This is a genomic window from Methylomonas sp. (genome assembly GCF_023228165.1).
GTDB lineage: Bacteria > Pseudomonadota > Gammaproteobacteria > Methylococcales > Methylomonadaceae > Methylomonas.
The window spans coordinates 24568-37143 of the sequence record NZ_JALOBS010000031.1 but is presented as its reverse complement, the minus strand read 5'-3'; the positions used below and the strand labels follow the sequence as shown (position 1 = coordinate 37143).

The following is a 12576-nucleotide window of genomic DNA, read 5'->3' as shown; positions in this document are numbered from 1 at the left end:
GGCGACAGAACAATCCGCCTTTAAATGTCATTGTTAAGCCAAACGAATTTTATGGGCAGCTCCGGCCTGTTCTTTGACCAGTCTGGGCACTAGATAGCCGGGTAACTGTTCCTGCAGGCTTTGCATTAATGCCAGCGCTTGCTGTTCAGGCACTTCAAAATGGCCTACGCCTTTGGCGCGATCCAGGCAATGCAGGTAATACGGCAAAACGCCCAAGCTGAACAATTTTTCATTCAATTGCCGCAAGGTTAGGCTGTCGTCGTTAATGCCTTTTAGTAATACGCTTTGATTCAGTAATGTGACCCGATGTTGCTTCAGGTTTCGACAGGCGCTGGCTACCTCCGCGCTTAATTCGTTGGCATGATTGGCGTGTAGTACCAGCACGATCTGTTGTCGCAACTTGGCTAGGGTTTCCAGCAACTCGAGGGTAACCCGGGCCGGTAACACGACCGGAATGCGGCTATGAATCCGGATGCGCTGAATATGGGGGATATCTGCAACGGCTTCCAGCAACGTTGCAAGCTTATCGTCTTTAAGCAGTAATGGGTCGCCGCCACTCAGTATTACTTCTTTGATTTCCGGGCGGGCGGCGATATAAGCCAAGGCCTGTTGCAATTTTTGCCTGGAGAGCTGTTGGTCGGCATAGGGAAAATGTCGGCGGAAACAGTAGCGGCAATTGATTGCACAAGCACCGGTGCAAATTAATAGCACCCGTCCCTGATATTTGTGTATGACACCTGTTTCGGCCATGGCGCTTAAATCGCCTACCGGGTCAAGGCTGTATCCTGGGTAATGTTCCAACTCATCTTGTAGGGGCAGCACCTGTCTTAATAGCGGGTCGTTCGGGTCGCCCTTTATCATGCAATCGGCAAACCCGCGCGGTACGCGCAACGGAAATTCTTTGCAGTGCGGTAATAAGGGCAAGCTGGCGGGGGCGAGTTGAAGGTGTCGACATAAATCCTCGACGCTGGAAAAAGCCTCGGCAAGTTGGCGTTGCCAGAGTGTGGGAAGGGTATTCAATGCGGCTCCGGTTTTTGAAAAAAATAACAAGGCAGTTGCGTCGATCAGCAGATTTATTGCTCATTTACCAAGGGCATACAAACAGAACCCGCGTGAGCTTTGCGCCTATTCTCGCATGTCGAGGTTGAACAAAAATCCCGCTCTATCGGGCTATATTTGTTCTTGAGACTTGCCTTATCCATTATAATCGTCCGACTTATTTTTGTTTCACGAGGAAAAAATGGCGACTTATAGCACCAACGAGTTTAAAGGCGGTTTAAAAATTATGCTGGATAACGATCCTTGTTCGATTATCGAGAACGAGTTCGTCAAGCCCGGCAAAGGCCAAGCTTTTAACCGGGTCAAAATCCGTAACCTAAAAACCGGCCGCGTAATAGAACGGACTTTTAAATCCGGCGATACGGTGGAGAGTGCCGATGTCGTTGACGTGGAAATGCAATATCTGTATGGCGATGGTGAGTTCTGGCATTTTATGGTGCCGGATACCTATGAACAATATCAAGCCGATAAAAATGCAGTCTCCGATGCCGTTAAATGGCTGAAAGAGCAGGATATTTGCACCATGACGTTGTGGAACGATTCTCCACTGTCGGTGACGCCACCCAACTTCGTTGAATTAACCATCACCGAAACCGATCCGGGCTTGAAAGGCGACACCTCGGGCGGCGGCGGTAAACCCGCGACATTGGAGTCGGGTGCTGTGGTGCGTGTACCGCTATTTGTGCAAATCGGCGAGATGATCCGTGTCGATACCCGTACCGGCGAGTACGTATCCCGCGTTAAAGAATAGTGCGGGCGAGCTGGCAACCGGCGGCGGATATCCGGCAATTGCGGCAGCGAGCGCGGTTGCTGGCCGCCATCCGCCAGTTTTTTGCCTGTCGCGAAGTGCTGGAAGTGGAAACGCCGCTGTTATGTCGCGCTACGGGCACCGATCCTAATCTAAATTTTTTTTCCAGCCAGTTTCATCAGGTTCCCCATACACAGACCTTGTTTCTGCAAACGTCGCCCGAATTTGCCATGAAACGCTTGTTGGCGGCCGGCAGCGGTAGCATTTACCAAATCTGCAAAGCCTTTCGCAATGGCGAGGCAGGGCGCTTTCACAATCCGGAATTTACCCTATTGGAGTGGTATCGGCTTGACTTCACGTTGCAACAACTGATGGACGAAGTCGCCGAATTGTTGCTCGGCCTATTAAGGGCTGGGTTGCCGCACTTGGCGGTGCTGCGGATTAGTTATCAACAGCTATTCAAGCAACACACCGGTTTGGACGCACTGGCGTTCAACAGGCAGGCTTACCGGCAATATGCCGTTAGTCGCGATCACCCGGAGGCCGATATGATATGCGGCGAGGATCATGCCTTGTGGTTGGATTTTTTGTTTAGCCATTGTGTGCAAAATAGCTTGCCGGGAGACACCCTTTGTTTGGTGCACGGCTATCCGGCCATACAATCTTCTTTAGCTCGTTTGCTCCCCGAGGATACCCGTGTGGCGGAGCGATTTGAGGTGTTTATCAATGGGTTGGAATTAGGTAACGGCTTCTTTGAACTGTGTGATGCCGATGAGCAGGAAAGCCGTTTTGACCGGGAAATAGCGCATCGCCAGCAGCATGGCTTGCCGGCCGTGGCAAAAGATCAGCTGTTTCTAGCTGCGCTAAAAGCAGGCCTGCCGGCGTGTAGCGGTGTGGCGATTGGTTTAGACAGGTTGTTGATGATAGCCTCGGGCTGCGACGCAATTACTCAGGTGTTGGCTTTTCCCGTCGGCAACGCTTAACGGCCAAGCGCCTCAAGCGCACTCGCCCCCAGTCAAATCTAATAGATAATATCCTTTGGGTTTTGGGCACATGAACAAATCGCCTGCCTTTTATGTGGTCTTCAGTATAATTGCTGCTTACCATAACAATAATAAATGGGGAGTCTCATGTACGGTATCGACAGCTTTTTTGAAAACCAGTATCTACGCCTGCAAGCCCATCCGCAGTATCTAAAGCTTATGGCTCTGCCGACACTGCAACGCTGGGGGGTGATTACAGGCTTGTTTTTATTGAGTCAGTTAGTGGTGTTCGGTAGCCTGTACATCATTTTCGATAAAGTGGTTGTCGTCGGTTTTTTAGCCAGCATTCTGGCCGGCCTGGCGACCGGAGTAGGGGCTTTGCCGGCCTTATTTTTAAAAGATATCTCTACCCGCCTGTTTAATAGCATGTTGGGTGCCGCGGCCGGCGTGATGTTGGCGGCGACCGCCTTTTCGTTGTTGGTGCCCGGCATGGAATACGGCGAACAGGTTTGGCCCGGCAAGGGGTTACTGGTTGTATCGGTAGGCATGATCCTAGGCGCCTTGTTTTTACATTTTGCCGACCAAAAACTGCCGCACCTGCATTTCGATACGGTGGCGGATGAGAGCTTGGATTCGCTGCAAAAAATTTCCCTATTCATCATTGCCATTACTATTCATAATTTTCCGGAGGGGATGTCGGTCGGGGTCAGCTTCGGCTCCGGCGATATGAAGAATGGCCTGGTGTTGGCAATAGCGATAGCCTTGCAAAATCTGCCGGAAGGTCTGGCTGTCGCCTTACCTTTGGTCGGTTTGGGTTATAACAAATGGAAGGCAGTGGGGTTGGCCACATTGACAGGTTTGGTTGAGCCGGTAGGTGGATTGCTGGGCATTACCATGGTCACGATTTTTTCTTCGGTTCTGCCTATAGCCATGGGCTTTGCCGCCGGAGCCATGTTGTTTGTGATCAGCGAAGAAATTATTCCGGAAACGCACTCCAAGGGCCGTTCGCGCATCGCAACGTTCTCATTGATGATAGGTTTTATCATCATGATGATGTTGGACAAAATGTTGGGATGAAACCTGCATAAACTGCGAAAATTTAAAGACAAGATATCGATAACGATTACCTTAAGCCTTCTAGCTGATCTGTTTGGCCCATGGATTCATTAACTCAAATCATTGTTGATATTCAAGACATCAATTTTCCGCGACTTGCCACTACTTCGGCGACCAGTTTTGCCTTAATCGCGGCGGCGGAGATAGGCGATAAAAGCCAGCTGGTCTGTATGACCCTGGCATCCCGGCACCGCGCCGTGCCGGTGATTTGGGGCGCTGTAGCGGCCTTTGCCGTGTTAAACACCTTGGCGGTGGTTTTTGGCGTCGCCATAGCCAGCTGGTTACCGGATTATCTGGTTGCGGCGGCGGTGGCTTTGTTATTTGCCGGTTTTGGCGCGCATGCTTTGCTGAATCATGCGGATGACGAGGGTGACGGCGAGGTGGTGGAAAAAACCGGGCATGGGATTTTTTTTACCACTTTCCTGTTAATTACCGTGGCGGAATTTGGCGATAAAACCCAGTTGGCGGTTGTGGCCTTGAGTAGTACCACCGTGCCAGTAGCCGTTTGGTTGGGCGCTACGTTAGCGCTCGCCTTTACTTCGGGTTTGGGTGTATGGGCCGGGCGTACGGTGTTGCAACGTATGCCTTTGAATTTTTTGCATAAAATTAGCGGGATGATTTTTATCCTATTGGCGGCGGTGGCTGCCTATCAAGCCTATACTGCTGTATAACTGGCAGGCTGGTGGCTGGTGTTTTAATCGTCCAATGAGCCGGAGTGATCGGTATGGTATTTCCGCACTATCAAAGGCAGGATGTATTCAGTATATTGCTAATGGCTGCAGCGTATGCGTTGTTGGGCAAGCTAGTGCTGAATTATTTTTCCGCTATTGGCAATGTTACCTTAGTGTGGTTCCCAGGCGGCATGGCACTAGCGGTTTTATTGTCAAAAGGGTTGAAGCTGTGGCCGGGAGTGTTTATTGGTGCTTTTGTCGCCGGATTACTGGTCGAAGATGCCTATTGGTTGTGTTTATTTATTGCCCTGGGCAATACTTTGGAGTCAGTAGCCGCCGCCTGGCTGCTTAAGCGAAGTACCGCATTTTCTCTACAGTTAAGGCAGCCTAGCGATTTGGCGTGGCTTACCGGGGTGGGGTTGGTTTGTTCCCTGATCAGTGGCGCTATCGGGCCCAGTGCGTTGTGGCTGGAAGGCGTGTTCTCCACTCAAGCCGTGCCGAGTATCATGCTTCATTGGTGGATGGCGGACGTATTCGGCATTATTTCCACCACCCCATTTATATTAATCTGGCGCAATTGGCCGACAGACTGGTTTAACAAAAACCGTCTGTTAGAGACCGCTGGGTTTATTACCCTTAATCTCTTGTTGGCATCGGTGGTGTTTCTGGGGGCATTCAAAGAGCCGTTGGACGGGCAACAGCATGGCTACTGGATGTTTGCGGTTATGTTTTGGGGGGCCATGCGCTTCGGCCGCCACGGCGTTCAACTGGTTGCGGCATTCACAGCTGTCACTGCATTGATGGGGGCCGCCAAGGGATTAGGGTATTTTGCCGACGATTTTGAAAAATCCGGGTTATGGAATTACTGGCTTTTTCAAACACTGTTTTCCTGGATTGGTACGGTATTGGCGTTGACTTTGCACAATGAGCGCGAAGCTCATGCCAAATTAACGGTCAGCGAACATCGGTTGCAAGCCATTATCGATGCCTCTCCTGTCGCTTACGTCCTCAACGACGATCAACAGAACATTACGCTACTCAATCCGGCCTTTATCGCCACCTTTGGTTATACGCTAGCGGATATACCCTCTTTAGCTGATTGGTGGCCTAAAGCCTGTCCAGATCTCGACTACCGGAAATGGGTGGAGGCGACTTGGCGGGAGCGTTCGCAGCTGGCCGAAAAAAACGGTCGCCCGTTTCAGCCGTTCGAGATACGGATACAGTGTAAAAACGACGAGGTCAAGCATGTTCTGGTTGGTGCCGGACCGTTGGAAGGAGTGTATTCCAGCGAGTATTTAGTCACGTTATTGGACATGACCGAGCAAATCAGAGCTAGCCGTGCACTGTCAAACTCTAATGTTTTATTGCAATCCATTCTGGAAACGTTGCCGTTACGGGTGTTCTGGAAGGATACCCAGTCGCGATATAGGGGCGGCAATCGATTGTTTGCCCAAGATGCCGGGATGGATTCAGTCGCCGACTTATTAGACAAGAACGATTATGAGTTGCAATGGTGGGAACGGGCGGCTTTTTACCAACGGGACGATCAACAGATCATGCAATCCGGCGTTAGCCGATTGAATGTCGAAGAGCTGAGAACCATGCCCGATGGCGAAAAGGTGTGGTTAAGCACCTTCAAATTGCCGCTACGCAATAGCGACAATCAAATTATTGGTGTTGTGGGTGCCTATGAAGACATTAGTATGCGCAAACGTATCGAAGACCAACTTTTATGGCGCACGACATTTTTAGAAACCTTGCTGGAATGCTCGCCGGACGGGATTTTGGCGGTGGATAAGGAGGGACGCAAACTATTGCAAAATCAGCGGGTAGTGGATTTATGGCGGCTCCCCGCCGAGGTGGCCAATCATCCAGAGGATGCCGTGCAAGTGGAATATGTTAAAAGCAAGCTCGGCAATCCGGCTGAGTTTTTGGAGAAAGTGGCATATCTGTATGCCCACCCGGATATCACCAGTCGCGATGAAATAGAATTGCGGGATGGCACCGTTCTGGAACGATATTCCGCGCCAGTGAAGGATAGGTTGGGTAACTACTATGGTCGAATCTGGCAGTTTAAGGATGTCACGCAGATTCGACGAACTCAGTCCGAGTTGGAATTAAAGGATTATTACCAGCAGGCGCTCATGGATAATTTTCCATTTTTAATTTGGATTAAAGACGCGCAAAGCCGGTATCAAGTGGTCAGTAAAGTGTTTGCCGAATCCTATGCGCTCAGTATGCAAGAGGTGATAGGTAAAACGGATTTTGATTTGTTTCCCTCCAGATTGGCGCGGCTTTTTCGGTCCGAGGATATTGAGATTATGGAGAGTAAACTCAATAGAAATACCGAAGAAATTGGCAAGATAATAAAGCCGGCCACTTGGTTTGAAGTCTATAAGGCGCCGTTATTTGATAAACAGGGCAATGTGCTGGGTACGGTCGGCTTTGCTCGTGATATCAGCCAACGAAAGGCAGCTGAAGAGAATTTAAAGTTAGCGGCCTCCGTATTTGAAAACAGCAGCGAAGCAATGATGGTTGTCGATGACAATAATAAAGTTTTAGATGTGAACGCTGCATTTACCTCGATAACCGGCCTTAAACGCGCTGATGTGTTGGATAAGGATCTAAGTATTTTGATGGGTGGAGAGCATGATGCCGAGCTTTATCAAAAGATGCGGCAAAGCATTGAGGCGACGGGTAATTGGCGGGGCGTTATCAAAAATCGCCGCGATACCGGCGAGCATTATATGGTGGAAATTGTCATAAATACTATTTTTGACAGCGAAGGCAGGCCAAGTCGGCGAGTGGCTTTTTTTTCCGATGTCACCCAGCGCAAACGGTCGGAAGAAGAAATCTGGCAACAGGCTAATTTCGATCAATTAACCGGCTTACCTAATCGGCATTTGGCGAGTAGACAGTTGGGGGAAGAAATTAAACATGCCCAGCGCACTCGACAGCGATTGGGTTTACTGATGCTTGATCTGGACCGATTTAACGAAGTCAACGACACCTTGGGGCATGAAATCGGCGATCAGCTGTTGCAGCAAGTGGCCAAGCGTCTAATCTCGGCTGTGCGCGAGTCGGATATGGTAGGCCGTATGGGCGGTGATGAATTTCTGGTGATTTTGAATGGACTGGAAAGCGCCGACAGTCCCGAGCAAGTCGCTAAAAAGCTGCTGGAACGATTAAGTCAGCCATTTAATTTGCAAAATGAGCAAGTGTATGTTTCGGCTAGTATCGGCATTACTTTGTACCCCGAAGATGGGCCGGAATTGAGTCAGCTACTGAGAAATGCTGATCAGGCCATGTATGCGGCCAAGGCCAAAGGTCGAAATTGCTACAGCTTTTTTACCCCCTCCATGCAGGCCGAGTTGAATGCCAGGGCGGCAATGGTGAACGATTTGCGCGGCGCTCTGGCTAGACAGGAATTCACGCTGGTTTACCAGCCCATAGTGGAACTGGCCACGCAACAGGTGCATAAAGCCGAGGCTTTGCTGCGTTGGCGGCATCCTTTGCGTGGATTGATCAGTCCGGCCGATTTCGTCCCGTTGGCCGAAAAATCCGGTTTGATAAATGAAATCGGCGATTGGGTGTTTCACGTGGCTGTGGCGCAGGTGAACCATTGGCGGCAAATACTGCATCCGGATTTTCAAATCAGCATCAATAAATCGCCGATGCAATTCTTGGATATCCGTCATGATCCGACCGATTGGATTCGTTATCTGCAGGCGCATGATTCACTGGGCCAGTCCGTGGTGGTGGAGATTACCGAAGGGTTGTTGTTGGAAACCAATATCAAAACGGCCGAACATTTATTGGTGTTTCGAGATGCGGGTATCCAAGTAGCCATCGACGATTTCGGTACCGGCTATTCCTCCCTGTCGTACTTAAAGAAGTTCGATATCGATTATTTGAAAATCGACCAATCGTTCGTGCGTAACCTGAGTCTAGAATCCAGCGATTTTGTGTTATGCGAGGCCATCATCGTCATGGCCCATAAATTGGGATTAAAAGTGATTGCGGAGGGCGTGGAAACCCAAGCGCAATGCGATTTATTGACCTCAATCGCTTGCGATTACGGGCAGGGATACCTATTTTCAAAGCCCCTGGTCGCAGAGGATTTTGAAGCGCGATTTAAGGATAGCGCCGCTAGACAGGCGCCGGTCGACCGGAAGCCAAATTGAAGGCAGAGACGCAATCTGCATCTCTACCTCGCCAAGCAACATCACTATTGCGCGCTAGTAACCGGGTTAATCGCCACCGAATCGGGCGTAAGGCTCAAACTATAGTGCCCTTGCAACAAGCCCTGCAACTCCTGTCCCGCCATGTTATAGCGCCAGCCGTGCAGCAGCGGGCAGTCGGGATCGCCAAACAGCAGTTGTTCCAGTTCTTTACGGGTCGCCAATATCACCGGATTAAGCGAGTTTTGTTCGGCCCGGATACGCACGACGGCGCTTAATACATCCATAACGGCCTCATGTTGTTGAGTCTTTTTACCCGAGCGATCTTTTTCGGTTAATGGTTTAGGCGGGCGTTGCCGGGCAGCGTCGATTAATTCGCAAAGGATTTTGCCATAGCGGTTGACGCTACGTTCGTTGATATTCCTGATCTTGCCCAGATCGGTTAAATTGACGGGTTGCAGTTTGGCCAGTTCCAGCAGCATATCGTCCGGGAACAGCCAGTTGCGCGGCTTATTTTCGGACTGGGCTGTCTGTTCCCGCCATTCGCTCAAACTTTGTAAAATCGATAGCTGTCGGCCGGTGAGTTTATTTTTACCGCGGATTTTCAGCCAGGCATTTTCCGGAGACAGTTGATAGAGTTCAGGATTGTTCAGCAGCGCAAAGTCGCTTTCCAGCCAGTCTAACCGGCCCAGCTTTTCCAGCTGTTGGCACATCAGCGTATAGATTTTGCACAAATAGATGACGTCATCGGCGGCATATTGAATCTGGTCGCCGCTCAATGGACGTTGAGTCCAGTCGGTACGGGTGTGAGCCTTGTTCAGATTAATGTTCAAAAAACTCGACACCAGCATGGCATAGCCGGGATTTTCCTGAAAACCCAACAATGGCGCGGCGATTTGGGTGTCGAAAATTGGTCCGGGTATGCGGCCGGTGATTTGGAAAAAAATTTCCAGATCCTGGCGGCAGGAATGCAGAACTTTAATGATGTCGGGGTTGTAGATGGCTTCGAATAACGGCGACAGATCGGCTATGGCCAACGGGTCGATGCATGCCACCCAACCTGGCGCGGCAATTTGCAGCAAACAAAATTTAGGATAATAAGTCTTTTCGCGCAGGAATTCCGTATCCAGCGCAATCCAGGGTTCTTGTTGAATTTGTTCGCACAAAAGGGGGAGTTGTTCGGGGCGGTCGATGTATTGAATAGTCATGGTGCCTGATAGGGAATGGGGCTTTCTTGATGTATTAAGAGGCTATTTTACTCTGCCAAAGCAATAGGCGGGGTTTAAATATTTCTTGGAAGTAATGGGTTGGCATAAAGGTGGGAAAATTTCCTTTTTAGGCGACAAATGTGGTGGCGGTGGGAGCAGCTGGGTATCATGCGCAGCTTTAATAAAAGACAGCATGATTTAGGAAAAAACGATGAACAAAGTTGCCCTGGGCCTTTTGCCCTGGTTTGCGCTGATGCCGTTGGCTGAAGCGATTGCCGAACAAATTGCCGGTAACAATGAAGCGCTGGAAAGCGTGGAAGTAGTGGCGGTATCGCCGATTCAGTTTGGCGGCGTGGATATCAGTAAAATTCCGGCCCATGTGCAAACTGTAAATGCCGAACAGCTTCAAGAAGCGCAGGCCCTATCGCTGGCCGATTATATGAATCGCTATCTGGGGGGGGTAAATATAAATGACGCACAAAATAATCCCTTGCAGCCGGATGTACAGTATCGCGGTTTTAGCGCTTCACCCTTGATGGGCTTGCCACAAGGATTAGCTGTGTACGTCAATGGTATTCGCTTCAATGAACCGTTTGGCGACATGATTAATTGGGATTTGATCCCTCAAGGCGCCATTCAAAGCATGGCTTTGCAGCCGGCCTCGAATCCCGCCTTTGGTTTAAATGCACTGGGCGGTTCCATAGGCGTCAAAACCAAAACCGGTTTTTCCGCTCCCGGTCATCGCTTTGAAGCCCAAGGCGGTTCCTGGGACAGGCATTCCGAGGAAATTACCAGCGGCTGGAATAACGGCACCTGGGGTTATTTTCTGGACGGCAATTATTTTTCCGAGGCCGGTTGGCGCGACCATTCCGATACCGAAGCCAAGCGCGGTTTCGGCACCCTGAGTTGGCGAGGTGTCGAATCCGGTCTGGATTTGAGCATTGCCGGTACCGATAACACCTTGCGTGGTAATGGGGCCTTACCACAGGAAATGCTGGCTTTTGGGCGGGACCAGGTATTTACCCATCCGGACATTACCCGTAACCGGATGCTGTTGGTGTCGCTGGCCGGCGATACCTGGCTGAACAACCAGAACCAGCTATCCGGTACCCTGTATTACCGCCGCAATAAAATCAGTACTTATAACGGTGACGGTAGCGAGTTCGGCAACTGCGTCGATGAAGGTGGTGGGGAAGATGCCTTTTTGTGTCAAGAATCCGATGGCGAACTGGCCGACGAGGGTTTGATCGATTTGGCCGGCAACAATGTTCCGGCCGCGGATTCGCTGGAAGGCGGCACGATCAATACCAGCAGCACTTTGCAGCAATCCTTCGGTTTTGCCTTGCAGGATGCCTTCGATCACAAAATTTTCGGCCGTAACAATCATTTAGTCGGTGGCGCCAGTTTCGATTACGGCAATGCCCAATATCAAGCCGATACCCAGCTGGGTTCCCTAACCGCCAATCGCGGCGTGGCCGCCGGTGGGGTTTTTCTACAAGATGCGCGCGTGCGCTTGACCACCGAAACCGATCACTACGGCCTTTATCTGACCGATACCTATTCGCTGACCGATAAACTGGATATTACGGTGGCCGGGCGCTACAACCAAAGCCATATTAAACTGCGCGATCATTTCGGTGCCGATCTGAATGGTTCGCATTCTTTCGACCGCTTTAATCCTGCGGCCGGCCTGACTTACGCGTTTATGCCGGAATTGACCTTTTACGGCAATTATAGCGAATCGTCGCGGGTGCCGACGCCGATGGAGTTGAGTTGCGCAAATCCGGACGACCCATGCCGCTTACCTAACGCTTTCGTGTCCGACCCGCCGTTGAAACAAGTGGTGGCCAATACCTTTGAAACCGGTTTGCGCGGCCGGATCAGCAATTTGCTGGACGGTCACATGGACTGGAATCTAGGCTTATTTCGCGCCATCAACAACAACGATATTATTTTCAAGAGCACCGGCGGAGTGGGTAGCAATGTCGGCTATTTCGATAATGTCGGATCTACTTTGCGGCAGGGTGTCGAGCTGGACTTGTCCGGTAATTTTCAGCAGCGCTGGCGTTGGTCGACCCATTACACCTTTATCGATGCCAGTTTTGAAACGGCGTTTTTGGGGTCCAGCCCCAATAATCCGGCAGCGGATGAAAACGGCAATATTCAGGTACAAGCGGGCGATAAGATACCGGGAATTCCCGCGCATCAATTTAAATTCAGTACCGATTACGACATATTGCCGGAATGGACGTTGGGTTTCGATATGAACTACAACGGGCCGCAATACCTGCGCGGCGATGAGGCCAATCTGACCGATAAATTACCGGCTTTCGTGGTGTTTAACTTGCGTAGTGAATATCGCTTTAATCAGCATGTGGCCCTATTCGGGCGGGTCAATAACCTGTTCGACCGTGACTATGTCAACTTCGGAACCTGGGGTAATACTGGTGATGTGTTGGATGGCGTCGGCTTGCCGGGCGACCAGAAAAGCCGCTTCGTCGGGGTAGGTGCGCCGCGCGCCGCCTGGGTCGGTATCCGTCTGACCATGTAGCCGATTTCGAATATGACAGCCGCGTTAGGGCCGAACTGGTGATTCGGCCCGTTTTTGGC

The 12576-nt window shown here is 50.6% G+C and carries 8 protein-coding genes; 6 read left to right on the top strand and 2 right to left on the bottom strand.

The features are described 5' to 3' along the window. Positions 1–33: 33 nt before the first annotated feature. Positions 34–1020, bottom strand: a complete 987-nt coding sequence (epmB, locus tag M0R33_RS19215) for an EF-P beta-lysylation protein EpmB (RefSeq protein WP_292573180.1) — start codon at positions 1018–1020, stop codon at positions 34–36. A gap of 220 nt (positions 1021–1240) precedes the next feature. Here epmB and efp point away from each other — a divergent pair, with 220 nt between their 5' ends. The 5 genes from efp to M0R33_RS19190 all read left to right on the top strand — a co-directional run bounded on the left by efp (position 1241) and on the right by M0R33_RS19190 (position 8761). Beyond that, a complete protein-coding gene (gene efp / locus M0R33_RS19210; RefSeq protein WP_292573177.1) occupies positions 1241–1810 on the top strand; it encodes an elongation factor P in 570 nt (189 codons plus the stop codon). Further along, positions 1810–2790, top strand: a complete 981-nt coding sequence (gene epmA, locus M0R33_RS19205) for an EF-P lysine aminoacylase EpmA (RefSeq protein WP_292573174.1) — start codon at positions 1810–1812, stop codon at positions 2788–2790. Before efp ends, epmA begins: the two co-directional genes overlap by 1 nt. Positions 2791–2937: 147 nt before the next feature. Beyond that, a complete protein-coding gene (locus M0R33_RS19200; protein ID WP_292573171.1) occupies positions 2938–3867 on the top strand; it encodes a ZIP family metal transporter in 930 nt (309 codons plus the stop codon). Positions 3868–3947: 80 nt separating this feature from the next. After that, positions 3948–4577, top strand: a complete 630-nt coding sequence (locus tag M0R33_RS19195; protein WP_292573168.1) for a TMEM165/GDT1 family protein — start codon at positions 3948–3950, stop codon at positions 4575–4577. Positions 4578–4630: 53 nt separating this feature from the next. Continuing rightward, a complete protein-coding gene (locus M0R33_RS19190; protein ID WP_292573165.1) occupies positions 4631–8761 on the top strand; it encodes an EAL domain-containing protein in 4131 nt (1376 codons plus the stop codon). A gap of 44 nt (positions 8762–8805) precedes the next feature. Here the strand turns inward: M0R33_RS19190 and rnd are convergent, their stop codons facing one another. Next, positions 8806–9966, bottom strand: a complete 1161-nt coding sequence (rnd, locus tag M0R33_RS19185; RefSeq protein WP_292573162.1) for a ribonuclease D — start codon at positions 9964–9966, stop codon at positions 8806–8808. Between the two features lie 211 nt (positions 9967–10177). On the opposite strand from rnd, the gene M0R33_RS19180 reads away from it, so the two are divergent. Further along, positions 10178–12517: a TonB-dependent receptor gene (locus M0R33_RS19180; protein WP_292573159.1), complete on the top strand. Its 2340-nt coding sequence runs from the start codon at positions 10178–10180 to the stop codon at positions 12515–12517. Positions 12518–12576 lie beyond the last annotated feature (59 nt).

What these genes read in the sequence shown, in the direction of transcription:
- M0R33_RS19200 (WP_292573171.1), top strand. Translation starts at nt 2,938, where the DNA reads ATGTACGGTATCGACAGCTTTTTTGAAAACCAGTATCTACGCCTGCAA.
- M0R33_RS19190 (WP_292573165.1), top strand. Translation starts at nt 4,631, where the DNA reads ATGGTATTTCCGCACTATCAAAGGCAGGATGTATTCAGTATATTGCTA.
- M0R33_RS19195 (WP_292573168.1), top strand. Translation starts at nt 3,948, where the DNA reads ATGGATTCATTAACTCAAATCATTGTTGATATTCAAGACATCAATTTT.
- rnd (WP_292573162.1), bottom strand. Translation starts at nt 9,966, where the DNA reads ATGACTATTCAATACATCGACCGCCCCGAACAACTCCCCCTTTTGTGC.
- M0R33_RS19180 (WP_292573159.1), top strand. Translation starts at nt 10,178, where the DNA reads ATGAACAAAGTTGCCCTGGGCCTTTTGCCCTGGTTTGCGCTGATGCCG.
- efp (WP_292573177.1), top strand. Translation starts at nt 1,241, where the DNA reads ATGGCGACTTATAGCACCAACGAGTTTAAAGGCGGTTTAAAAATTATG.